The sequence below is a fragment of the Achromobacter kerstersii genome, assembly GCF_902859595.1.
GTDB lineage: Bacteria > Pseudomonadota > Gammaproteobacteria > Burkholderiales > Burkholderiaceae_B > Achromobacter > Achromobacter kerstersii.
Map to the genome: position 1 here is coordinate 45,183 of NZ_CADIJQ010000007.1, position 24,958 is coordinate 70,140.

General features: G+C 62.3%; 20 protein-coding genes. 10 read left to right on the forward strand and 10 right to left on the reverse strand.

The window, feature by feature from the left end; genetic code table 11:
- Positions 1-118: 118 nt before the first annotated feature.
- The 4 genes from HV765_RS19930 to HV765_RS19945 form a co-directional block, all read right to left on the reverse strand.
- Positions 119-1,372: a DNA primase family protein gene (locus HV765_RS19930; RefSeq protein ID WP_175170725.1), complete on the reverse strand. Its 1,254-nt coding sequence runs from the start codon at positions 1,370-1,372 to the stop codon at positions 119-121.
- 687 nt (positions 1,373-2,059) lie between these two features.
- Positions 2,060-2,548: a helix-turn-helix transcriptional regulator gene (locus HV765_RS32215; RefSeq protein WP_420840128.1), complete on the reverse strand. Its 489-nt coding sequence runs from the start codon at positions 2,546-2,548 to the stop codon at positions 2,060-2,062.
- A gap of 263 nt (positions 2,549-2,811) precedes the next feature.
- Positions 2,812-3,078 (reverse strand): PAAR domain-containing protein, encoded by a 267-nt coding sequence (locus HV765_RS19940; protein WP_175170727.1) that lies wholly within the window; start codon positions 3,076-3,078, stop codon positions 2,812-2,814.
- A gap of 17 nt (positions 3,079-3,095) precedes the next feature.
- Entirely contained in the window at positions 3,096-3,350 is a 255-nt protein-coding gene (locus HV765_RS19945) for a hypothetical protein (protein WP_054420514.1), read from the reverse strand.
- Between the two features lie 131 nt (positions 3,351-3,481).
- Here HV765_RS19945 and tssA point away from each other — a divergent pair, with 131 nt between their 5' ends.
- Positions 3,482-4,603, forward strand: coding sequence for a type VI secretion system protein TssA (gene tssA, locus HV765_RS19950; protein WP_175170728.1), 1,122 nt, complete (start codon positions 3,482-3,484; stop codon positions 4,601-4,603).
- Positions 4,604-4,740: 137 nt separating this feature from the next.
- Here the strand turns inward: tssA and HV765_RS19955 are convergent, their stop codons facing one another.
- The 5 genes from HV765_RS19955 to HV765_RS19975 all read right to left on the reverse strand — a co-directional run bounded on the left by HV765_RS19955 (position 4,741) and on the right by HV765_RS19975 (position 12,614).
- Positions 4,741-5,535 carry an OmpA family protein gene (locus HV765_RS19955; RefSeq protein WP_054420516.1) on the reverse strand — a complete coding sequence of 265 codons (795 nt, stop codon included), beginning with the start codon at positions 5,533-5,535 and terminating at the stop codon, positions 4,741-4,743.
- Positions 5,536-5,537: 2 nt separating this feature from the next.
- Positions 5,538-6,521: a type VI secretion system-associated protein TagF gene (tagF, locus tag HV765_RS19960; protein WP_175170729.1), complete on the reverse strand. Its 984-nt coding sequence runs from the start codon at positions 6,519-6,521 to the stop codon at positions 5,538-5,540.
- Positions 6,518-10,282, reverse strand: coding sequence for a type VI secretion system membrane subunit TssM (gene tssM / locus HV765_RS19965; RefSeq protein ID WP_254600649.1), 3,765 nt, complete (start codon positions 10,280-10,282; stop codon positions 6,518-6,520). Before tssM ends, tagF begins: the two co-directional genes overlap by 4 nt.
- Positions 10,283-10,346: 64 nt before the next feature.
- Positions 10,347-11,705 carry a hypothetical protein gene (locus tag HV765_RS19970; RefSeq protein ID WP_175170730.1) on the reverse strand — a complete coding sequence of 453 codons (1,359 nt, stop codon included), beginning with the start codon at positions 11,703-11,705 and terminating at the stop codon, positions 10,347-10,349.
- A gap of 57 nt (positions 11,706-11,762) precedes the next feature.
- A complete protein-coding gene (locus HV765_RS19975; protein ID WP_175170731.1) occupies positions 11,763-12,614 on the reverse strand; it encodes a M15 family metallopeptidase in 852 nt (283 codons plus the stop codon).
- Positions 12,615-12,839: 225 nt separating this feature from the next.
- Between HV765_RS19975 and HV765_RS32300 the strand changes: the two genes are divergently transcribed.
- From HV765_RS32300 to HV765_RS20035, 9 genes are all read left to right on the forward strand, one after another.
- Positions 12,840-13,757, forward strand: coding sequence for a hypothetical protein (locus HV765_RS32300; protein WP_254600650.1), 918 nt, complete (start codon positions 12,840-12,842; stop codon positions 13,755-13,757).
- A 57-nt stretch (positions 13,758-13,814) separates the two neighbouring features.
- Positions 13,815-16,730, forward strand: a complete 2,916-nt coding sequence (locus tag HV765_RS20000; RefSeq protein WP_175170736.1) for a type VI secretion system Vgr family protein — start codon at positions 13,815-13,817, stop codon at positions 16,728-16,730.
- Positions 16,731-16,735: 5 nt separating this feature from the next.
- Positions 16,736-17,722, forward strand: a complete 987-nt coding sequence (locus tag HV765_RS20005; protein WP_175170737.1) for a DUF4123 domain-containing protein — start codon at positions 16,736-16,738, stop codon at positions 17,720-17,722.
- Positions 17,723-17,729: 7 nt separating this feature from the next.
- Positions 17,730-18,512, forward strand: a complete 783-nt coding sequence (locus tag HV765_RS20010) for a DUF3304 domain-containing protein (RefSeq protein ID WP_175170738.1) — start codon at positions 17,730-17,732, stop codon at positions 18,510-18,512.
- A gap of 131 nt (positions 18,513-18,643) precedes the next feature.
- A complete protein-coding gene (locus HV765_RS20015) occupies positions 18,644-19,426 on the forward strand; it encodes a hypothetical protein (RefSeq protein WP_175170739.1) in 783 nt (260 codons plus the stop codon).
- Positions 19,427-19,643: 217 nt separating this feature from the next.
- Positions 19,644-20,426: a DUF3304 domain-containing protein gene (locus tag HV765_RS20020; RefSeq protein WP_054420526.1), complete on the forward strand. Its 783-nt coding sequence runs from the start codon at positions 19,644-19,646 to the stop codon at positions 20,424-20,426.
- Positions 20,416-22,722, forward strand: coding sequence for a DUF2235 domain-containing protein (locus HV765_RS20025; RefSeq protein ID WP_175170740.1), 2,307 nt, complete (start codon positions 20,416-20,418; stop codon positions 22,720-22,722). Before HV765_RS20020 ends, HV765_RS20025 begins: the two co-directional genes overlap by 11 nt.
- Before the next feature lie 23 nt (positions 22,723-22,745).
- Positions 22,746-23,519, forward strand: coding sequence for a DUF3304 domain-containing protein (locus HV765_RS20030; protein ID WP_254600651.1), 774 nt, complete (start codon positions 22,746-22,748; stop codon positions 23,517-23,519).
- Positions 23,512-24,372: a hypothetical protein gene (locus tag HV765_RS20035; RefSeq protein ID WP_175170742.1), complete on the forward strand. Its 861-nt coding sequence runs from the start codon at positions 23,512-23,514 to the stop codon at positions 24,370-24,372. Before HV765_RS20030 ends, HV765_RS20035 begins: the two co-directional genes overlap by 8 nt.
- A 62-nt stretch (positions 24,373-24,434) precedes the next feature.
- On the opposite strand, the gene HV765_RS20040 is transcribed toward HV765_RS20035, so the two are convergent.
- Positions 24,435-24,935 (reverse strand): hypothetical protein, encoded by a 501-nt coding sequence (locus HV765_RS20040; RefSeq protein ID WP_054420529.1) that lies wholly within the window; start codon positions 24,933-24,935, stop codon positions 24,435-24,437.
- Between the last annotated feature and the right edge of the window lie 23 nt (positions 24,936-24,958).

Genomic DNA, 24,958 nt, shown 5'->3' on the forward strand with positions numbered 1-24,958 from the left:
GAGAAAGACCAAATTGATATGGCTGAAGAATTTCCCCGCCAGCCTGGTCTTCGTGGTCGCATCAAAAAACCACCGTTTTTAGCGGTGGTTTTGCTGACCAGGAGTTCAGGCTGGCGGGTCAGAGCCGCACGTTGCAGGTTCTCACGCGGCCCGCTTTAGTCAGCATGCGCCCTTCGGCAACTATCCCAACAGAGTCTGGCAAGCGCTTCCAGAACTTGGGCGATGCTACCGGCACCATCCCGTTCTCGCGGCACCACCCCGCATAGTTCGAGTAGACCTGAACTTTTGGCGTCCCGACGCTCGTGGTGAGGTCAATGCCGAGGTCATGGGCCCACGCTTGAACCGAGTTCGTTTCTGCGCGAGCGGACTGAGCTGCGATACGCATTGGTGCGGGCACAGCTTCATCAAACCTACCTCGAGCCAACAAGCGTTGCAGTCCTTCAAGGGCCCAATTTAGAACGCCAGAAAGCTCTCTCGCAATGATGCGCTTTGCTAGCAGTGGGTCGCGCTCGCTTTCAGGAATCTCAACCGAAAACGGTACTACGTCGAATCGTCGCCAAAAACCAGTGGATTGGTCGGCGATTGCAGGGATATGGTTGGCCAGAATTAGCCACTTTCCGTTGACACGAACCGTGATGGGGTCGCGATACTTTCGGTCGATTTGGACAAGCTCGCCTGCAATCAGTGACTTCATGGCTTGCTCGTTAATATTGCGCTGGGGAGCCTCATCACAGTAAATCAACGAGGCGCCAACCATGCTTGCCATACGAAAGCCGTCCAGGCAATCCAGTTGAACTGCGGCAGTCCGTTCATGAAGGGCTTGGGCTAAATTTGCTAGGGTGCCCTTCCCATTCGCACCTGACCCAAGCCAGATTTGGGCCCGCTGGTATCGGGCGTCGGGCAGCAATGTGTAGCCGACATATTCCTGTATGCGGGCCCGAACTTCTGCAAAGGGCAGAATGCGCTGCATGAATGTATTGAACTCGATGGGCGCTGGAGCACTGGGGTCGAAGTCGCAAGACAAGACGTGCCGCAATCCTAGCGACTTGTCGTGTTCCTTGAGCACCAGGCCGTGGTCGAGATGGAGGTACCCATTGCGGACAGGAATGATGGTGGTATCGGTCGGCTCGCCAAGCATTGGGAGCCAACGTACGGCGGTTTGGTAGGCCGCTCGTGCGTTGGCAGCATTGATTGTGCCGCGGCCGTCGGACGCAATCCACTTGAGGGCCATGCGCTCACCCATGGCATCGTCAATTACCTTCCAATGGGTCCCCGTCCACTCGTACAACAGGCTGTTGTCAGACGCGTAGTTGCCCGATATTTCCAGCTTTTCGGCAAACCGGATGGGTTCGAAAGGAGGCGGGCGGCTCATTTCAGGCCCCCCTTTTTCTTACTGATGTACGAGCCTAGTTCGAAAAACTGCTGGAAACTCTTGGGAAATGGAGATGCGCTGCCCCGTGCGAAGGGAGTATCGTGATTCGTGTGAGTGCCCCACGCCGAGGGGCCAATCGGGCCGGAAGTTGCATTCAATCGGTTCATGTGTTCGATTTACAGGTGAGCAGTTACATGACTGCCTACCGTATAGCTCGAAATGTTCCCCATGATTGGCGATGCGTGCCTCTACGTCGTTCCGCAGGTCTTCGGGAAGAATGGCGGTCGGGAAGGCTCTAGCCTTCAAAAGTCCCTGGCCTTACGTAGTAAAGTGCAACATCTGCACTGCGGCATCCAACATGTAAGCCGCGAATGATTGACAATATCAAAGAGCACTCTCGGCCAAGGCTGGCAAGCTTCAGGCCAATATAGACGCCGCTAAGTACCAGCAAATTGCGCTTGGCTCTATCTTTTTAAAGTATATCTCCGGCACTTGCGCCGGCAGGTGCGCCGAACTTATCCGCTGGCAGGATAATTATCTACTCTTGGAATAACGCGGTATGACGCCGCTTCGGTCGCAGGGATGCCGACTGAATTGGATGACCTCGTCAGGGACGTTAGGACTCTTGATTTCGGCACAGCCTGTATCGAGCGGGAGGCGCCGTTCTAGCTTTCATTCTTCGCTCTGTTAGGCGTACGGCCGTCGCTGGCAGTCGCCAGAGCCGCTAAGGGCTTGGTGGTGCATCGACTGCGCTATCAATCCGTCGATGTCATGACGCCGCCGCCGTTGCTCGGCCTTAGTGGGACGTCCGCGCTTCTTGGGCATTTCATCGTCGGCATCACCCTCGCAGCGAGCAGGCGCCGAAAGACCTGCCGTCGAGGTCTCTGATTGCCTGCTGAGCCAAGCTCGAACGTCTTTGGGATGGTAGCGAACAAGTCCACCCAGCTTCACGCACGTAGGCATCGATTCGCCGCGAGTTCGCCGGTTGTAGACGGTCTGGACCGAGATGCCTAGCATTGCAGCCAGTTGCACGGGGGAGAGCAGAGCCTCCATGGGGCTTCCTTCAGTGGCACTGGCACATGCCAGTTCTAAGTATATCTTCGGGCAACGACCATGATGAGAAGAAAGCAGTCTTCCGGGAGGCATCGGCAAGCGTACAATTCGGTTCGGCACCATCAGGATTTGACCGCACTTTTACCGCACTGACCGCAGTAAAGTGCGGTAAGTCGAGGTAAGTGGCGGTAGGTTAAGTTGTTGATTTATTAGAGAATTATAAAAATCTGACTGTGAAAAAAGGACCTCAAAACGGACTCTTAATCCGTAGGTCGAGTGTTCGAGCCACTCACAGCCCACCAGAATTCTCAAAACGCCACCCAATCGGGTGGCGTTTTGCTTTGTGTCGTCAGTAACTTTGGGTCTTCAGTAAAAGCCCAACGCCATCAATATTCCAACTGATAAAAATTCTGGCTGGCGATCAGTGTCGCCCCGCATGATGTGCGCATGCCTTCAAGCGCGGTCTTGCGGTCTGAGCTGACGTTTTGCACGCCTTCGACGATGGTGTGGGTGTCGCCGCATTTGGGGCAGGTGACGCGGTCGCCGACGCGGGCCATGGGTTGGCCGAAGATGACGACGGTTTCATCGCCGGTCACGACGACGCCGCCGTGCGACGTCTTGTCGCCCTTGCGGATGACGGAGCGTTGGGACATGGGCGCGAGATATTTGTTTACAGATATGTGCCGTCCGGCGCGAGCCGGGCGGGGCCAACCACGAACGTGCCGTCGGGCGCCATGCGCACCGGGCCGCCGCTGCCTTTGTACGTGCCGTCGGGCGCGCGCTGGGGCGTGCCGGCCACGTAGGTGCCATCTGGCGCGCGGGTGATGGGGCCGTCTCCACCGACGTAAGTGCCGTCCGGCGCGCGGCGTGGCGTGCCAGAGATGAAGTGCCCGTCGGGCAACATACGGATCGATTTCGTCGTCATGAATGCTCCTTCGGTAGGAGCGCAAATCATAGCGAAGCATCGTGATGCGCCTTGTAATAGGACGTGTCATCTTTGAACGTTATACGTAAGCAGTTGTGGGATGATTTGCGCCTACTACAGACCTGCGCCCTATGACAGACATCAACGCCTTGTTGCAACCGATACCCGGCGATGCGCCCTGCGGCGTCGACCTGGTGTTTTCGCCCGAGTTCGACGCCATTCGCGAGGCGCGCCGGCACGACGATCCTCAGCTCGATCAGGGCGATTGGGTCATTGATCTGAAAGAGGCCGACTGGCCCGAGGTGGCGCGCATCTGCTCCACCGTACTGCGCGAGCGCAGCAAAGACATCCGGATTGCGTCGTGGCTGGCGGAAGCCTGGGCCAAGACGCGCGGCTTTGCGGGGCTGCGTGATGGCTATCTGCTGATTGATGGCCTGTGCCGCGATTATTGGGATGGCCTGCACCCGGTGCCGGAAGATGGCGACGTGCAGCAGCGCGTGGGCAATCTGGCGTGGCTGCTGTCGCGGTCGCAGCAACTGATAGGCGAGATTCCGCTGACGCAGGCAGACGGCGCACGCTATGGCGCGGTGCTATGGGAGGCCGCGAGCCAGCTCGCGAACGCGGTCAAGCGCACGCCCGACAATGCCAACGAACTGACACGCGGCAAGCTCACGCTGGATCGTTTTGATGCGGCGCGCCGGGATACCCCGCCGTCGTTTTATTCCGAACTGGATACCCAGCTGGAAGGCTGCGCGCAGGCGCTGGCGCAACTGGAACGCACGCTGGACGAACGCTTGGGCGATGAAAGCCCCGCGTTCTCACGCGTGCGTGAGTCGCTGCGCAATGTGACCGAACTCGTGCATCGTTTCGCGCGGGATGCCGGTTTGCTGGTACGCGCCGATCTGGCGCCCGCGCAGGCGCCCGCGACGCCTGCCGTTCCCGTTCGAGTGGAGCCCACCTTGCCCGCTGCCGATCATTTTTCTGCCGCCGACACACCGGCGCATGTGGCTGTGACGCCCGCCGTGCGCGGTCCGATTCAAACGCGCGAACAGGCGTTGGCGCAGTTGCGCGATGTGGCGGACTTCTTCCGCCGCACCGAACCGCACAGCCCGGTCGCCTATCTGGCCGACAAGGCCGCAAGCTGGGGCGAAATGTCCCTGCACCTGTGGCTGCGCACGGTGGTCAAGAACGACGAGACGCTGTCGGGCCTGGAAGAATTGCTGGGCATCAAGAAGGCCGGCGAAAACAACTGACGCGGGACATGGCGGGGCTGGCGTGGCACGGCCTACGCACCCCTGCCCACGCGATCCGGCCTGACGCGGGGTCCAACCCAATGGCCCAGGCCCCGCTCCGCTTGTCGCGCCGCCTATCGCGCCGCCCATCGCTCCGCTTATCGCGCCGCGCGAAACTCAATACGGCGGTTCTTCGCGCGGCCTTCCGCCGTAGCGTTCGTCGCGACCGGTTGATCGGGGCCGGCGCCCATGGCTTCAAACCGCGATACCGGCAAGCCTTTGTCCACCAGATAATCCCGCACCGCGTCCGCGCGCGCCTGGCTCAGCGCCAGGTTGGTGCTGCGGCTGCCCGAGCTGTCGGTGTGGCCGATGATCTGGATTTTGTCGGCGCGCAGCTTCGGCACCGCGTCGGCCACGCGGTCCAGCAGTTCGCGGCCGCGCGCGGTCAGGCGAGTGCTGCCGGTTTCAAACTCCACGACGCGGTTGCTCAGCAGGTTGTCCAGCACGTCCTGCTCGTCCTTGCCCGCCGACACGCGCAAGCCATTGACGATCTTGTAGGTGGGGTTGAGCGAGGTCGCAAACGTGCTGGCGATCTGCTGGCGCGAGGCTTCGTTGTCGACTTCTCCGCGCAGCCGGATCTGCGTGCCGTCTATTTCCAGCTGGCCGCGATTGATCTGCTTGAGCGGGCTGTCCAGCAGCTTGCCTACGTGTTGCGACCAGTTCGGCGGGGCGACCACGCCACCCACATCGATGCGGTCGATCACATTGCCCACGCCATAGACTTTCTGCAGGCGGGCCAGCACGTCGGCCTTGGTGGCTTCATCTGGCACGGCGCCGCTGGCGACGACCTGCCCGGGTTGCGGGATGACGTTGGCGGGGACCACCGTGGCGGCATCCTGCGCGTGGGCCGCGCACGACAGGGCGGCGGCCAGGACGAGAGTAAGCGTGCGCATGCCTAGGCTCCGATAAAGACTTCGCGAAACGTCTCCAGCGCCTGGCGCAAAGAGAGCCGCGGTTGATCCAGATAGCTCGACAGCTTGGCCAGGCCATGGCTGGCGCTGACGTGGTCACGCACCCACGGCGCGTCTTCCAGCACGATGTAGTGCTGCGACAAGGTCTGCGGCGTGGACAGCAATGTGGCCAGCGTCTGCGGCGATGCGCCACGAAAGCCCACCACCAGCCGGTGCTTGCCGGCGATCTGCCCGATGAACAGGGCGATCTCGAAATCCGCGCGCGTAAGGAACGGCGCGATCAGCGTCATCCAATAGCTTGCGACCAGATTGATATAGAGCGGATCATCCGGCAGCGGCAGGGCAAGGCCCGTGTCCAGCTGCGACGAGCCGCTGGACATTACGGGCGCAAGCAGAATCCCCAGCGCCAGCACGATGTCATGCATGCTGGCCGCATGGCCGTTGCCACGCAGCATGGCCTCGACGCGTTCAATCGTCTGCAAGTCGATGAAGGCGTCGAAACCATCATCGGCGGCGGTACGGATTTCGCCTTCCAGGTCGTTCAGCGTTTGCAGCGCGGGGGCGGGGTCGCCGTCATGCATCAGTTGCGCGGCGGCGCTGCCCATGCGGTTCCACATGCGGCTGAACGCCAGCGGGCTGCGCGCAATGAAATCCAGCGGGCGGGCCACTTCAACGGACGTTGCGGTGATGAACGGAAAGCGCCGTCCGGACTGATCCCGGCTGGGCTGCAAATGGCCGGCAATGGCCAGTTTGCCGCGCGAGCCCAGTACCGCAAAGGGAACGGGCTGCGCCTCGTCGTACAGCGTCTTCCAGTGCGGGTCCTGCGCCAGCACCTCCATGGTGTTGGCCACCCACGCATCCAGTGTCGCCATCAACTGCGGGTGCGAGGTGTTTTTGACGAAGTCGCCACGGGACGGAATCTTGCCGAAGTAGGCCGTACGGAACATGGGAGACTGCGGGTTGCTCATTGCTGCGCTCCGGCAGGCGTCGGGGCGACGGAGGGTTGAGGGGACGCGCCCGCCACCGAAGCGGGAAGGCGCAGATTGCGCAAGCCTTGGCTGCCCGGCTCGGTGCCGCCGGCGCTGGCCGCTTGCGCGTTGCTGATGATGCGTAGCTTGACGGGCACGGTGATGTTCGACTTCGCCCAGCTCATCTCGAAACTGCCATCCGGGTTGGGCTTGCGTTGCGAGCCCGAGATCAAACGTTCCAGGCCAAAGCGGCCGGGTTCGTTGACGATCTCGACCACGGTGCCATCAAAGGCGGTGGCCGTGATGCGCGCGCCCGGTGCGCCCTGCGCGTTGGGCCACACAAAGTTCACCCATTGCGGCGGCGTGTTGCGGTAGCGCAGTTGCTGGCCGTCGATCTCGATGGTGTATTCCGTGACGCCGCTTGCCGGCTTGGGCTGAATCTGGAACAACGTCTGCGGCTGGCTGGCCGCGCCCGAGCCCGCCGCACCACCGGCAAGCGGCGCGACCCACTGCGCGAAGTTCGCGGTAAACGACGGCTGCAAATCAATGCCCATGTCACCCCAGGTGCGTGCCGTCAGGATGTCGCCACGGCGCACGGTCAGCGGGCCCAGCGTGTCGTTGACGTACTTGGCGATGCTGCCTTGCGGGCCGAACACTTGTCCGATTTCTTCGCCGCTGGCTTCGATACCGGCCTTGGTCGAGAACGGATACTTGTCGGCCAGCCCTTGCGTGAACGGCTGATAGACCTGCGCGTTCCAGACCTTGTTCAGCTCGGTCTGCGCCGGTTGCATGGCCACGGCGTAGCCCTGAATCAGCGGGCGCACCAGCAGCGGGCGCAACGTCTCGCGCTGCGCGGGCGTCAGGCCCGCCAGCATTTGCTCGTCGACGAGTTTCAGCGCGTCGGCCAGTTCCGAGTCCTTGCCTTCCAGCGTCTGGCGCATCAGCAGCAGCGCGCCGGGGCCAGGGTCGCCCTGGTTGTTGATCAGGTTGAACCGCGTGCGGATCTTCGACAGGGCGTTCATGTAGTTGCCCATCAGCGACTGGTTCTCGCGCGTGACGACCAAGCGCGCCACGTCAGAGAATTCGCGGCCCACCGGCCCCATCGGGATCTGCTCACCGCCCGGCGCCACTTCGGTGGGCTTGGGCTGGCCCTGGCGCAAGATCACGCGCTTGAACCACGCGACCACGCCCGTCTGCGCCTGCGAAATGCCCGTGTTGATCAACGACGGGTTATCCCACGACGTTTGTTCATACGTGGTGTTGATCAGCTTTACCAGCGGCGAATTCTGCGGGTCGCCCAGGCGGTTCATGCCATGCACCGCTTGATCAAAACTGGTGAACGGTTTGATCGTGACCCCGCGCAGCATCTTCTGCCATTCCTGCGCGTACTCGGTCTTGTACATCGTGGCCAGACTCTTCTGAATCTGCTCCGGGCTGCCTTCCAGCGTGAGGTCGTCGCGCGCGTTCACGCCCAGCACCCAATCGCTGGTCTGCACTTCGCGGCGCGCCGCTTCGCCGATGGCGGGCTCGATGTATTGCTCCCAGGCTTCTCGGGTGAAGGTGCCGGGCACGGCGTAGCTGCCGGCCACCACGGCCGCGTCGGCTTCGCCCATGATGCGCGCCACCGTCATCGCGGGGAAGCGCGTGGCGGCGCGCGCCTTCAGCGTGGCGTAGGCGCGTTCGCGCGCCGGCATGCCTTGCATCACGCTGCGCAGGTTGCCACGCGTGCGTTCGACCATGGCCAGGTTGGTTTCAATCTGCGGCCAATCGGCATCGGCCGCGCGCGCCACATAGAACGAGATCAACCGTTCGGCGCTGCGGATGAGTTGATCGCGCGGCATCGCGCCCCGGTTGGTTTCCAGCCAGCCGCGCCAGAAGCGGGTGATCTGGTCCGACAGATGGGTGGGGTCCACGTGTTCGCGATTCGCCATCATCAGGTACGTCTTCAACGCGTTGTAGGCGTCGTCAACGTTGGTGGGCGAGGCGTCCTGGAACAGGGTGTCGCCCGCATTGGCGCGCACGGGCTGCGCCTGCGGCGGCGCCGTGGGCCGCGTGCCGGAAGCGGCGGCCTGCGAGACATCGACGCGGCCCAGATAATCTTCCAGGCTGGCTTTCACCGGCACCAGCATGAACTGGCGCAGGCCGTTGTAGTACTCGGCCAGCAGGCGCTGCTTCAACACGTCGCCTTGATACAGCCCCAGGCCCAGCGACAGCGGCCTGCTGGCGGAATAACGGTCCAGCTGTTCGATGCGGTCTTGCAGAATCTCCATCGCTTCCAGACGGCTCTGCAAGTCAGTGCGCTCGCTTTGCAGGCGCACGACCTTGTCCAGGTCCGCCTGCACATTGGTGGCAAGCTGCCGGTTGCCCAGGTACGACCAGCTCCAGCCGCCCAACACCAGGCCCAATGCCAGCACCAGCCCGAAGAACGTCAGGTAGCGCATGCGCACCTTGTTCGGGCTGGCGTGCTGGCGCACCAGTTTCTTGTCCGCAAAGATCACGCTGGAAAACAGATCGCGCAGGAAGAAACCGTTGTGCGACGTGACGCTGCGCGCCGCTTCATGCGAGGCCGGGCGCAAGGTGAAACGCTCGGCCAGCTTCTCGGTAGAGGTGCTGCGCGATGCGCCTTCCTGCAAGGCGCTGGTGAAGTAGAAGCCGCGGAACACCGGCTTGTACTGGAACGGGTTGGTCTCAAACAGCGTCGACAGGAAGGTGCGCAGCGCGGGTTTGATGCCTGCGAATTCCAGCGGGAAGGTCAACAGACCCGGGGGCAGGGCGCCGCTGCGGCGCAGCGAAATCTGCGCGGTGCCCATTTCCTTCAGGCCTTCATACAGCTCGTCGAAACGATCGTCGAACAGCGTCAGCACATCGCGGCTTTCGTCGGCGCCATAGGGCAGCGTGGCGCCCCACACGCGGTCGCGTTCGCGCGCATCGGCATCGGCAAAGAATTCCGAGAAGCCGGCAATCAAATCCGCCTTCGTGAAAATCACATACACCGGCGCAAACACTTCCAGCCGGTCGGTCAGTTCCTGCACGCGCTGGCGCAGGTTCTTGGCCAGGTTGATGGCGAACTCGGGGCCGGAGTCGGTCAGCTCGCTGATGCTGGCGGCAACGATGATGCCGTTGATCGGCGCCTTGGGGCGATGGCGCTTGAGCAGATCCAGAAAGCTCATCCACTCGTTGCGGTCTTCTTCGTGAACGGAGTAGCGGCCCGCCGTGTCCAGCAGAATGCCTTCGGTGGTGAAGAACCAATCGCAGTTGCGCGTGCCGCCCACGCCGCGCACCGCCGCGCCGTTCTTGTCCGCAAACGGAAACTGCAAACCGGAATTGATGACCGCGCTGCTTTTGCCGGCCGCCGGGTTGCCGATGACGATGTACCAGGGCAGCTCATACAGCGCCTCGTTGCCCGAGGTCTGACCAATCTTGGACGTCTTGATCGTGCGCACGGCTTGCGTCAACCGCGTGCGCAGCGCATCGATTTCGCTGCGGTTGGCGGCGGGGCTGGCGGCAGCGCCCGTTTGCACCTGCTGCTCAAGCATGTCGCCCAGCTTCTGATTCGCGCGCCGCGTGCGGCGGCGGCGCCACAGCTGTACGCAGAGCCACAGCACCAGCAGCACGCCCAGCAACACCCCAGCCCAGACGAAGGCAATTTGCATCGTGTCGGCAAAGAGGAACAGGAACACGATCAACGCGATCAGTCCGATGACCATGAAGGTGCGCGGGTTGGCGAACACGCGCGCGCCCCAATAGCGGACATCGCTCATGGCGCTGGAAAATCGAGAAAGGAATCCTGATGGGCTACGCATGGTTTTCGCTGTTGTTTTAGGGTCAGGCGGTAGCGCGGGCGGCGGGTCGGGAGACCAGCGCCGCGCAGCGCAATGCGGGGTCTTGCAGGGTTAAAGCGAGCACGGCTTGATCGAACTGCACGCAGGCGTCCGCGGCTACGGCCAGCGTCAGCAGCGACGCCGCCGCGCCGGTGTGGCCACAGGTTGCGGCGACAGACTGGCAATCTTTGGCGGCGTCCATATGGGCGAACAGCTGCGAGGCCACGCCCAGCGGTTCCAGCGGGCGGCTGCCGCGATGATCGGCGTCGCTGACAATCTGGATCACGCTGTCAGCCGTGACGTTCGCGCGTTCAAGCAGATCGCGAGCCAGGTCAGAGAACGCGGCTTCGGCCTGCGCGCCGCGTGCATCGGCGGGCTTCTGCCGATGCAGCACGGGCGACAGCGCCACGCGCACCTCTGCGTCGGCATCGGCAGGCCCCAGCAGCAGGCCGGCGGCGGCTTCGCCCGGCACGCGGCCGTGCGGATTGGCGTGGGTGAGCAGAGTGGCCTCGGCATCCCATTGCGCGACACGTTCGGCGTCGACATAGCCGTCGCCGGCCAGCACCACACGCCACGGCGGCGGGGCGTCGGGGGCGGCGGGCGCGGACGCCAGTTCGCGCAGCAGCAGGTCTGCGGCCATGGCGTCGCGCGCCAGATGTTCGGTGGCGCTGACGCGCGCATCCGGCCAGACGCGCGCGGCGGCCAACACTTCGGTGCGTACGCGTTGGCGCGCGGCCTCGGGCCAATCTGCCGGCAGCAAGAGTTCGAAGCGCAGCAAGGGCCAGTCTTCATCGCGGGCGGGCACGTCCAGTTCGGTGACGTGGCGATGCGCTTCCCGAGTCAGCGTGCTGGCGATATCCGTCAACAGTGCCGTCACGCGCAATGCGGCGATGGCCAACGCGTCAGGCGGCGCGCCACGTTCTTGCGCGGTCGCGTACAGCGCCATATCGTCCAGGCCCGGCACGCGCCCGGCAAACACCGGAAAGCCTTGCTGCGTTTTCAGTTCCGGGTCCAGTTCAGGGCGCTTCTGTTCGGCCAGTGCTTGCGAGATCGACGCGGCATCGTCACCCGCCGAGGCGCGCGCGGCCACGGCGATGACGTGCAGTTCCACGGCACGCGCAGGCGCTTCGGCCGCGGCTTGCGGCGCTGCGGCCGGTTCGGGCTTCGGTGCGCGTGCGGCCCGCACGGCTCGCACGCCCAGCCACAGCGCGGCAAGCATCGCCAGCGGCAGCGCAAATAAATAGAGCCCGATGTCGACGCCCGTGGGCAGCGTGCGGGATTCCTGCCACCAGATAATGACGGCCAGCCACACCACTGCGAACAGCGCCAGAATCAACAGACCTTTTTTCAGTACGCGAGCCATGTGTGCCTGATCAAAGGGGTTTCGTGACAGAGGGCAGGGCAATCAACCACGGCGCCCTCATTTAGCGGCCTCGCGCGTTCGCTGCATGACGCCGGGCCGGCGCAGCTCGACGTGGCCGAAGTCCATCATCTTCCAGCGCCCGCCCCACGTCAGGCCGACCAGTTCCGCGGTTTCGCCGAACAGTTCGTAGCCGCGCATGGCCCAGGGGTCTTTTTCAGAGATGACGATCTTGCCGTCGCGATAGAACGCGCTGTCGGCCGCCAACCCATATTGGTGATAGCTCTGGAACGCGCCGGCATTCGTCACATGCGTGCCCATGCCCGCCAGTTCTTCTTGCCGCTCGGGGCTGCGATAGCCTTCGATCAGCGCCATTTCATAGCCATGCTGTTCACGCATGATGCGATACGCAAGCAGCAGACGCTGACGGAAATCCGCATCGAACAGATCCCAGTTGCGGCTTGCGCCACCGAGCTTCGGACGCACCAATTCCACCTCGCGCGTGGTGAACGCTTCGGGGGGCAATGCAGGCGGTGCAGCGAGCCGTTCACCCTCCAGTAACGCCTGAATTCGGCGGTCTGGACCGGCCGTTTGAGTGCTGTAAACGAATGTGTGATTGTGTCGCATGACGAAAGCGAAAAGTGACGGAAGCAATACAACTGTCAGCCCAATCGCGACCTGCCAGCGATACCTTCCCACCCACTCCATCGACGCATTCATGCCATCTTTGACGGCGCCCGCTGTGCCGCCAACCGCGCCTCCGGCATGGCTCGCGCTACGCGTTGCGCCCCGTGCTACGCCCTGTACGCACGCGCGCAAACTCCGGACTGCACCTTGGCGCAGCGCCGGAAAAAACAGGAGAGCGGAGACGCCCACCGCCAGTAAAAAATACAGGGGCAGTAGCAGCAACAAGTTAGGTCCCTCATGTGAAGGCGTAATCTTTTGTTCTATTCGCGCATGAGGCAAGTGATCCGGCGTTGCAAACAGCGTCCGACCCTTAGGAATCGTAACAAGGAGCAATGTTCAAAATAGGCCTATCGGGTATTCTCGTCGAGCTTGGTTACAGGGGGGCTGCACACGCCTCCTGCTGACACGGGAACCCGCATGGCAGAAGAGAAAAAAGAAGCTCGCCCTACGATGACCGCGCCGAGTTTGCTCAGCGCTTCAGCACCCGCGCGCGGCGAGGCCGAGTCGTCGCGAATTCTTGCCGCGCTTGAAGGGCGCGCGCCGGAAGCCGAAGTCAAACATCTTGCGACGCCGCGCGAGGGCCGCGCGCGGCGTTGGGTGGCGCTGGCGGTATTGCTGGCGCTGATGGCGGGCGGCATCAGCTGGATCATTCATGAGGACGGGGCCGCGCCGATGGTGGCGCAGGCTCCGGCGCCTGCCGTGGCATCCGCTTCCAACCCCGTCGCCTCGTTGCCGCAGGCGTCAATGCCGAGCCCGTCTTCGCCATCGGGCGAGCTTGCCATCAAGCCCATGGATAGGCCGCCCGACGTGGCCGCCATCATTGACGAAGCGCCGCCCGCGCGCGATGCAGGCGTGGGCCGTGGTGAACCTGAGCCGCAAAACGAACCCACCAATCCGCTATCCATGCTGGCGATGACGACACCGCCCGCCGCAGGGACGCCTGCCGCAGGGACGCCCGCCGCGGGATCGCCCGCCGCAGGATCGCCTGCCGCAGGGTCGCCTGCCGCAGCTCCCGGTCCCACGCGCCAGGCTGCCGAGCAACGCGCGCAGCATGCCAACGCGCCGCGCGCCGCCAAGCCCGCCAGCACGCCGCCGCGCAAGACCGCCAAGCCCTCTGATACCGACGCCGCGCTGTTATCCGCGTTGATGAACTATGGCTTGCCGCCCGCATCGCCGCCGGGCACGCGTGTGTATAAGTCGGAAGGCGTTTTCATGCGTGAGATGCCCGACTCGCCGCTGTCCGAGCGCTTGAAGGAATGCCGCAAGCTCAGCTTTATCGAAGGCGAACAATGCCGCCTGCGCGTGTGTGCAGGGCAGTGGGGCACCGCGCCCGAATGCCCCACCCCGCAGGCCAACGTCGAACCCTGAAATTTGCCGTCCGTATCGGGCCGGTATCGCTAACGTCCCCCACGAGGTTTTTGCTCCATGGCTGTGAACGCAAGCAACGGCAGCGCCAGCGCCAACTCCCGTCTCTACCGGCTTGACGGCGAGGGCGCGATGGCGTCCCTGCAAGTTGAAGGCTGGGTCGCGCGCGAAGGTTTGTCAGCGTTGGCCGAGATGCGCGTCGTGGCGATGGCCGACGACGCGGCGCTGGACCTGAACGACATGGTGTCGCGGCCCGCTACGTTGTGGACCACGCGCGCCGATGGCAGCGAGACCGGCCGCAGCGGTGTCGTGCGTGCGGCCGAGATGCTGGGCGGCAATGCGGGCAAAGCGCGCTACCGCGTGACGTTGGCGCCGTGGCTGTGGCTGGCCACACAACGGCGCGACAGCCGCATCTATGAAAATCAGCCCGTCCTTGAAATCGTGCGCCACGTGCTGGATAGCTACGAGGGCTACACCTACAAGATCGCCGCCGAGGTCGAGCGCCATCTGGCCGATCTGCCCGCGCGGTCGTACACCACGCAGTACCGCGAAACCGATTACGCCTTCCTGTCGCGCCTGCTCGCGGAATCCGGCCTGGGCTGGACCACCGTCGAAGACGATGCTGCTCCGGCGCGCCACGCCGTACTGATCTTTGCCGACAGCCGCAGCTTGGCTGAAGACGCTGAGTCCGCCGGCGCGGGTGTGCGCTTTCAGCGCGCGCATGCAACGGAATCGCGCGACGGCGTGCAGGCCCTGGCGCGCAGGCAGCGCCGAGGCGTCGAACGCGTCACCGTGCTGGCCTGGCACGACAGCGGCAAACACGCCATCACCGGACAAGCGCTGGCCGGCCCCGCCAGCGGCGCCGACGACGAGAGCGCGGGCCTGGAATGGTTTGAACCCCTGGGCCACGGCGGGCTGCTGAATCAGGCGCACGCGCAGTTCCAGGCCACGTTGCTGATGGAAGCCGTGCAGGCAAGCGCCGAGACATTCTTGGGACGCGGCAATGTGCGTACGTTCCGATCCGGCACGCGCTTCACGCTGCAAGACATGTCGCCGTTGGGGCCGTCAGGGGAATCGGGTTTTGAACCGGTGTTTGCGTTGGACCGCGTGGAGCATGTGGGTGTGAACAACCTGCCCGGTCAGGCCGACGCCAACCTGGCCAACAAGCTGGGCGCGTTGGACGACTTTCTGTGTTTTGAAGACGACGAGTCGGCGGCGGGTGACGAGGATGAATATCACGGACAGCCCGAGGGACAACGCGACGGACATTGCAACGACGGCGACATCGGCGTCGGCCGCCCCGAAGCCGCCGTGCTGGCGCGTGCGCACGAAGTGGGCTACGCCAACCGCTTTCGCGCGGTGCGTTGCGACCGCCCCTGGCGCGCCATGCCGCCCACCGCGCGCGGCGCCAGGCTTGCCGGCGCGCCATCGGCGGTGGGCGTCCACACTGCCATCGTGACGAACGCCGAAGGCGCCACCGAAGCCAGCGGCGAAGACGAGATCTACCGCAACGCGCGCGGTGACGTGCGCGTGCGCTTTCATTGGCAAGCCGACGGCGACGGTCTGGCCAAAAGCCGCTGGGCGCGCGTCGCGCAACGTCAGGCGGGCGCGGGCATGGGCATGAGCTTTGTGCCGCGTATCGGCCAGGAAGTACTGGTGCGATTCCTGGATGAAGACATCGACCAGCCGCTTGTCGTAGGTGCCCTATACAACGGACGCGGCGAAGGCGGCATTCCGTCCACCCCCGGCGGCAAAGCCGGCGAACCGATGAACACCGAGGTCTATGCCGCGGCCAGCGATGGCAAGCCCAGCGCACAAGCCAACTTGGCCAGCGGCAACGCGCCAGCCTGGCACGGCGCGGCGGGCGGCGACGAGCAGCACCGCAATGCGGCCGCGCTAAGCGGCTTCAAGAGCAAGGAGTTCGGCGGCGACGGCTACAACCAGATCGTGTTCGACGACAGCGACGGCCAGCTGCGCATGCAGATCAAGTCCACGCAGTCTGCCAGCGAGCTGAACCTGGGCCATCTGATACACCAAGCGGGTAACTATCGCGGCAACGTGCGCGGCGTGGGCGCGGAATTGCGCACCGACGGCTTCGGCGCGTTGCGCGGCGGCGGCGGTGTCCTGCTGACCACCTACACGGCGGGCGGCAGCGAGCCTGCCGGCGATGCCGCAGCGCCGCTGGCCTTGGCCGGGCAGGCCGACATCATGGCGCAGTCATTCGACGGCGTGGTCGGCGCGCACCAGGGCGTGCGGCTGGCCTCGGCCCGCGGCACGACGTCCGCAGGCGCGAGCCGGCTGGACGGCGAACGTGCGCCGCTGGCCGCAATGACGCACGCCGTGTCCGGCACCGTCGCCGGCGACGCCCTCGGCGGCGCATCGGGCGATGCCTCGGCCAAGCACACGGAAGTGGCCGACGGCAAAGTGCCGCACCTGACCGATCCGCTGGTGCTGATGGCGGGCCGCGCCGGGCTCACGCAAGCCGCCGGGCGCAACGTGCAAATCACGGCCGGCGAGCTGGTGCATTGGTCGTCGGGACAAGACCACAACCTGGCCGTCATCGGCTCGTTGCGCGTGCACACCGGCCAGGCGCTGGGCATTGTGGCCGGCGTGCAGCAGGGCGGCGCCGAGTCGGGCCTGGACCTGATCGCCGGCACCGGCGAAGTCGACGTGATCTCGCAACACGATGTGCTGACCGTACAGGCCCAGCAAGACCTGCGCATGATCAGCGCCAACGCCGGCATTGAATATGCGTCGCCCAAGCGCATCCGCATCGCCAACGCAGCGGGCGCCAGCATCGTCATCGAAGGCGGCAACATCACCGTCACGGCCCCGGGCCGCATCGACGTCAAGACCGGCAACAAGCAATTCGCCGGCCCGACGCAAATGCCGTATCCGTTTCCGCAATTCACCGTGTGCAAGACCTGCATTCTGGACGCCCAGGACAGCGTGCAGTCGATCACTGACAAGGCGTGATGGCGATGGCTTATTCCTGGCAGCAGGCGCTGCTTTCCACGATGGCTGAATTGCCGCAACACCGCGGCCCCTACGGCGAAGCCGCGCGCGCCTATGTGATCGTCGACTTTCGTGGCCACCCCGATCTGCTGGCGCGCATCACCGCCACCGAAGACCTGAGCTTTGGCTCGATCTGGGCGCAGACCGGCCTGGACATCTACGGCGACGTGGCGCCCCTGCTGATCGAAGTGGACGGCGCATCGCAAGGCGTGCTGCGCGGGCCGCGCCGGGCTGATTTCAGTACGTCGCTTGTGCGCGTGTTGAACGCTCTGCATGAACGCAATGGCGGCCGCTACGCAATGATGAGCTTCGCGTCCGCCGTGCCACTGGAAAAACTCATCGCGCACTTCGGAAGGTTTTGCGACTACGCCTTGCCCGACGCCAGCGAGTTCTTCCTGCACTGGTACGACGCCCGCATCCTGGCGCGCGCCCTGCAAGTCTGGACCACCGAGCAGCGCACGCGCTTCGCCTCGCCGCTCATCACCTTGCGCTACGCGCGGCGCGATGGGACGCAGGCGGACGTGTCCGGCACGGGCAGGCTGCCCGCAGACCCGCCCGACGGCATCCAACGCTTCACGCCCGAGCAGCACCAGATGCTGTTTGATCTGGACTACCCGGACAAGCTCGCGGTGCAACTACGCCGTCTGTATCCCGGGCTGCTGCCCGGCGATCCGGATCAGGATGCGCTGGTGCCTCGCGTGCAAGCCCAGCTGGAACGCGCGCGGGCGCATGGAGTGAAGGGCGACAAGGACACGTTTGACTATGTGGCGTGGGGCGTGTCGATTTCACCTGGTTTTGATGAGCATCCGTTGATCCGTGAGGGCTTGCGGGGATATCGGCCGGATGCTGACGGCGCGCTGGCGAAGGCGCTGGCGAGCGTGCCGGATGCGGTGTGGGATGAGGTGCAGGCGTTGCATTGGGCGCGGGGCGGTATGGCGCGGGATGCCAAGTGAGTCACGAATGCGTAAAGGGTTGATCGGCGTACTGATATGGCTGGGCCTGTTGGCGGGCTGCAATGGCGAGCCTACTTACGGGGGAGTCAGCCTCATTGCGTACAACTACACGCCCTGGAGCCTGAATCCAATTCGGATTAGTGATGCATCGGGGAATGTGGCGGGTTCTAGTACCTTGCCCCCCGGCGGGGGCGAGGGAAGTGTCTCTTGCTGCTACATGTTTAAAGGGACTGACTTCACCGTGAAATGGAGTGGGGGCGACCCTGATTTGATGCGCAAGCACATGTATGACGGGAAGTGCGATGAGGTCATCTTCAAAAAGCAAACTGCGGTTCATTTTCCGCCCACGGAAGTGCCCGACGGCGATGGGACGCTCATTCTGGAATTGCATATCTATCCCGATGAACATATGGAGCTTGCGTTGAGCCGCAAGCTGGAGGGACAAGTCAGGATTCCGATCGTAGAAACCACGCACTGGTTGTACGAGAAGTACCGTAACGAGCTGGTCGGCTACGAGCAGGCTTACGAGTTGAGAGACGTGCTTGCAAAGGTGACGAAGCAGGCTTGGATTCAATATGGGATTGAAGATGTCGGGGACATGCGCGGCTACATGTATCTCTACTTCATCGTGGCTTCCGATTTCGACAAGAACGTCGAGGTCGCGAAAATTCTGAAAGATCCCAACCGAAATCCCGGCGACTTTGGTCGCGCGGTAGCCGCCTTGTCCGAAGAGAAAATCGCGCAGATCAAGGCGTCTGGGAAGCCTCCCGGAGAAAAGAATGTCCAGTGATCAAGTCTCGTGTGCAAGCGCAACTGGACCGCGCGCGGGGGGCATGGGTTGAAGAGCGATGTCAGAAGTGAAGATGAACAAAACGTCGCGGCAGCAGAGCGGTATGGCGCGGGACGCCAAGTGAGTCACGAATGCGTAAAGGGTTGATCGGCGTACTGATATGGCTGGGCCTGTTGGCGGGCTGCAACGGCGAGCCTACTTATTCAGGCGTCAGTTTCATTACGTACAACTACACGCCTTGGAACTTGGAGCCGGTTAGCCTTAGTGACGCTTCGGGGAATGTGGCCAGTTCCAGCACGCTCATCCCGGGAGGGGGAGCGGGAAGTTTCTCCTGCTGCTCCTCCTTCAAGGGCACTGACTTCACCGTGAAATGGAGTGGGGGCGACCCCGATCTGCTTCGCAAACACCTGTTCGACGGAAAATTTGATGAGGTGAAATTCAAGAAGGAAACGTCGGTGCATTTTCCAGCTACGGCGGTGCCCGCCGGCGATGGCACGCTAATCCTGGAACTGCATATCTATCCCGATGAGCATATGGAGCTTGCTTTGAGTCGCCAGATGGCGGGGCAAGTAAGGATCCCCATCGTCGAGACCACTCGCTGGCTGTACAGGAAGTATCGCAATGAGCTGGTCGGATATGAGCACTCTGATCAGTTGAACGATGTTCTTTCAAAGGTAACGAAGCAGGCTTGGATGCGGTATCGCATCGAAGATGCCGAAGACATGAGAGGCTATATGTATCTCTACTTCATTGTTGCTTCTGATTTCGACAAGAATGTCGAGGTCGCGAAAATTCTGAAAGATCCCAACCGAAAGCCCGGCGACTTTGGTCGCGCGGTAGCCGCCTTGTCCGAAGAGAAAATCGCGCAGATCAAGGCGTCTGGGAAGCCTCCCGGAGAAAAGAATGTCCAGTGATCAAGTCTCGTGTGCAAGCGCAACTGGACCGCGCGCGGGGGGCATGGGTTGAAGGGCGACCAGGACACGTTGGCCTATGTGGCGTGGCGCGTGATGCGTAGGGGCAAGGCCTGGTGGCATCGGATGCGGCGACGGGAGATAAGCATGTCAAAAGTGAAGATGAACAAAACGTCGCGGCCGCGGGGCGGTGGGGCGCGGGATACCAAGGGAGTCACGAATGCGTAAAGGGTTGATCGGCGTACTGATATGGCTGGGCCTGTTGGCGGGCTGCAATGGCGAGCCTACTTACTCAGGCGTCAGTTTCGTTACGTACAACTACACGCCTTGGAACTTGGCGCCGGTTCGCCTTAGTGATGCGTCGGGGAATGTGGCCACTTCTAGCTCCCTTGCAGCCGGCGGAGGCGCGGGAAGAGTGGCTTGCTGCTACACGTTTACAGGCACTGACTTTACGGTCAATTGGCGTGGAGCTGACCCCGATGTGATTCGCAAGCACTTGTTCGACGGCAAGGTCGACGAGGTGATGTTCAAAAAGGAAACGTTGGTGCATTTTCCTGCCACGAAAGTGCCAACCGGCGATGGCCCACTCATTCTGGAATTGCACATCTATCCCGATGAGCATATGGAACTTGCATTGAGTCGGCAATTGGCGGGGCAAGAGCGGATCCCGATCGTCGATACCATTCGCTGGTTGTACAGAAAGTACAGTAGCGAGTTGGTCGGATACGAGGACGCAGATCAGTTGGGAGACGTTCTCGCAAAGGTTACGAAGCAGGCCTGGATGCGGTATCGCATCCAGGATTCTGAGGATATGCGGGGATACATGTATCTCTATTTCATCGTGGCTTCGGATTTCGACAAGGATGCTGAGATGGCGGCGATTCTAAAAAATCCCAACCGAAAGCCGGGTGAATTTGGTAGTGCTGTGGCAGCGCTTTCGGCCGAGAAAACTGCACAGCTAAAGGCGTCTGGTAAGCCGCCTGGAGAAAAAAATGTCCAATGACCAGATTCCTGAGCAGGACAGAACGCCGGCCTCGGTATTGAAAGCCATGGCTGAAAATGAGGCGGCCTATCCGAAGGACACGTGTACCGAATGCGGTATCACACTGCGCATCGGCTTTTTCTTTGACGGGTTCGGTCGAAACAAGGACCTGGATGAGAACGATCCAACGTTCCTCTCGAACGTGAGCAGGTTATGGATGGCGCACTTCGCCGACGACGATCGAAATATGCCGAGTAAGCAGCGATGGTTCGCGCTCTACTACTCCGGCCTTGGGGTTGAACTGAACGAGAGCGCAAAGGCGGACATCGTCGTCAACGCACTTAAGATTGCGGGCGGCAAAATGGCAGACAAGGCAGTCGCCAGTGCGCAGGATGCCGCGAAGAACATTACGCGTCTTGATGAAGTGCCCAATGTCGACGGTATGGGCCGCGTAAAAAAGGCAACCCAGCAGTCTGTCAAAGATGGTTCCTTCCAACCCATGGTGAAGGTATTCAAGGACGTCGTTAATGATGTCAAAACCCTGCCCGAGAAGACCGTAAGAATCTGGAATGCCATGGATCCAGAGCGGATCGGTGATCGGGCGCGCGCTACCCTTCGCGAATCTTGGGCGAGTTTCAAGAAGAACCCGCTGAAAGTCGCTTGGACGGCGGCGAAGGGCGCCGTCAAAGCCACGATCATGGAAGGTGTTCCGGTAGTGCGCGACAACGCTGCCGTTGCCGAATTGATGGGAACGGGCGTTGACACGCGCTTGGAGGCAGCCAAGCGCCAGTTCGAGCAAACTTATGAAGCATCGAACGCCGGCACTGAAAAGGTCGTGCGTATCGAGATCACCGTATTTGGCGCGGATCGGGGCGGCGTTATTGCAAAGCAGTTCGTCAACGATATCGTCAAGAAGTACAAGCGTCGCCACGATCAAGACTTGGCAATCATCGGTAAGGATGGAGCGCCCGATGCAAAGATACGTATCCGATTCTTAGGGTTGTTTGACTCCGTTGCATCCATCATGGACGAGAACACCTTTCTGGGTTTTTTGCCCTTTACCGATCTGCTTAAGCAAACGCATAAGGACCGCACCCTGACCGTACCCGCGGCGGTCGAGAAGGCCGTACATTTCGCAGCGGCGCACGAACTTCGACGCAATCAGCGACTGGATTCTCTGGAAAAGACTCGTGGCTTGCAGTATCTGTATCCAGGCTCAAGCGGTGACGTGACGGGTGTGGCGCCGTTGGGGACTCTGGGAACTCGCGCGTCGTTATCCCGTGTTCCCCTGCGAGAGATGATGAATTTGGCGCTATCTCACGGCGCGGCAATCCGCAGTATGGAAAGGCTTCAGAAGGGGGCCCCGTATGTTTATCCATTGCTTAGCCTCGCCGTCCCCATCGAAGACGAAGGCCAGAGCTACCACGTCCCGGAACTCGTCGCGGCCTACCGCGAACTCGTCAAGTACGAGCCCGGTTGCGATTTCGCTCCGCACATGGAAATCTTCTTGCGCTGGCTGGCGGTGCGGTATCAGGACCCGGTGTTTCGCGCCGGTCTTTCAGACCCCGCCGAAGCATGGCTCAAAGACCGCGATTACATGACTCCCGAGCAAGAGGCCCAGGAGGAGGCGCGGCGCTTGTCGACGCTGTCGCGGGAAGAGCTTGCCAAGCCCGAAACTACCGCGCGGCATCGCGAACTCCAAGCCCTTGCGAAAGAACGCCGCGAGCGCGCCATGGCGAGCCGGGGCGAAGCGCCACCGCAACGATTCAAGCCACTCTGGGATCGTCTGGAAGAGGAATACAAAAGCCTTGAAAAGGCCGAGCAGCGGGATGCCGACACCGAGCAGCGTCGTCTGGATTTGGAAAAGAATAACCCGCAGATTCTTCGCACGATTGAAATGTGGGATCGAGAACGGGATGCCAACGAAGCCATGCGCAATGGGGCAAAGCCGGGCGACGCCCAGAGCGCACAGAAGGCCCCCGACCCGCTGGCCGACATGAAGGCAGAACGCGCCATGCAAAAGCGCCTGCTGACCGCCTGGCGCGATGCGCGCGACGGAAAAACGCAGTTGCCACCCAAGGTCATGACCTTGTTCGACTGGCTGGTGCACGACGCCATGTTGAGCAGTTGGCCCGATCACCTGTTGGCCAGCACCACGATGTACTTCCGCGTACGCGACAAAGACATATTTGCCAAGACCGATGCGAAGGCGGAAATGGACCAACGTGCCAAGGACATGCGCAACGCGGAGAAGGTGGAAGCTCTGGCGGCCAGATCAGAGCAGAACATGCAACAAATGACACCCACCCGGCCTTGACGGCGCGAGCGACAGGCATGCGTATGGCATGGATCGCGTTGCTGTGTTGTGTGGGCTTGTTGGCCGGCTGCAATGCCGAGCCGGTCTACCAAGGCGTCAGCTTCATCGCCTACAACTACACGCCGTGGAATATCCGCAGCATCAGCGTCAAGGACAAGGGCAATGGCGTTGCGTCGACGATGCAGGTCAGCCCGGGCGGTGGTGAAGGCTCGGTCACCTGCTGCTTCACGCTCAAGGGCACCGAGTTCATCGCCGACTGGCGCGGCGTCGATGCGGAGTTGTTGCGCACGCATCTGCATGACGGCAAGGCCGACTCGCTGTATTTTGATCGGCAGCGCGCCATCAACTTTCCGGCGGCGGAGATCCCGCCCGGTGATGGTCCTCTGTATCTGGAATTGCACATCTATCCGGACGAACACATGGAGCTGGCGCTAAGCCGCAAGCTGCTTGGCCAGACGCGGATTCCGATTGTCGATACCGTGGACTGGCTGTGGCGCGAGCATCGCGCTTCGCTTGGCGACTACCGAAGCGACGCCGAACTGTTGCGGGTGGCTGCAAAGGTGTTGCAGTCTGCTTGGCAGAAATACCGCATTGAAGACAAGCAAGACATGCGCCAATACATGCGGCTGTATTTCACCGTCGCATCGAACTTCGATTCAGATCCGCAGATGAAGACGATTCTGGAGAGGCCGGGACGCACGCCGGGCGACTTTGCTCAGGAAGTCATGGCGTTACCGCGGGCCAAGCTGGATCGGTTAAAGAAAACGGGCAAACCACCGGGAGACAAGAATGCGTAGGCTCGCAGTTGGCGCGCTGTTGGGACTTGGCCTCTTAACGGGTTGCAACGGGGAGCCGGTGTACAGCGGCGTCAGCCTGGTTGCCTACAACTACACGCCATGGAACCTGGAGCCGGTTCGCCTCAGTGATGCATTTGGCAACGTGGCCGGTTCCAGCACCCTCATCCCGGGCGGCGGTGGAGGAAGTGTCTCGTGCTGCTACACGTTCAGGGGAACCGACTTCACCGTGAAATGGAGTGGCGGCGATCCGGATTTGCTTCGCAAACACCTGTTTGATGACAAGTTCGATGAGGTGCTCTTTAAAAAGGAAATGTCTGTACATTTTCCCGCCGCGAAGCCGCCCGACGGCGATGGCACCCTCGTCCTGGAATTGCACATCTATCCAGATGAACATATGGAGCTCGCGTTGAGCCGCAATTTTGGGCGGCATGCCAGGATTCCGATCGTGGAAACCACGCGCTGGTTGTACGGAAAATACCGCAACGAGTTGGTCGATTACGAACACTCTGCCCAGGTGAACCAGGTTCTCTCAAAGGTCGCGAAGCGAGCCTGGATGCGGTACCGCATCGAAGACGCCGCGGACATGCGCGCCTACATGTATCTGTACTTCATCGTCGCGTCCGATTTTGACAAAGATGCGGAGATGGCATCTATGTTGAAAGCCCCCAACCGAAAGCCCGGCGACTTTGGCCGTGAAGTGGGAAAACTTTCAAAAGAAAAGATCGCCCAGATGAAGGCGACCGGCGCGCCGCCCGGTGACAAGAACGTGTGCAGGGAAGTCCGGGGCCTCGTCGCGGCTACGAAAGTGCATGCGCCTGGAATGCTCGCAAATGAAGAATGCGTGTCGGAATGACGCGCGCGTGATGGGGGCTGGCCCGCATCGGGCAGCGCGGCACGCTTCCCGCTTTGCCGCGATTACTTCTTCGCGGCTTCGACCTCGATCGTCACCGTATTCGACTTCACGGTTTCCGCCTCGATATACACCTCGTACGTCGCGGGCGTGGCGGGCAGATGCAGTACCCCGGCCATATCTGTGGTGAAGCGCGTTTCGACGGTCATGCCTGGCGGCAGCGGAATCTTGGGCGGGGGGGCGCCTTCGCTGGGGTCAACCGACACGTTGGGCAGCTTAGGCCGCACGTAGTTGAACGCGATGCCGCGATAGACCTTACCGGTGCGCGTGTCCACCGCCACAAAGCGCGGCAGCTGCGGGTCGTCCACGACGGGCAGGATGCCGCGCGCGCAGACCGGAATCGTCAGCGTGCTGCCGTCGCGGATCGTCACGCGGGTGGGCGCGGCGATGCGCATCTGCGCGTCGTAGCCTTGCAGCGGCGGCATGCAGGCGTGTTCCTTCTGCGAGTGCGAGGGCACCGAAGCGAAGGTGGCGGGTTCAATCCAATCGGTCGTCATGATGGGCATGTCGGAATCTGAATTTGCGTAAG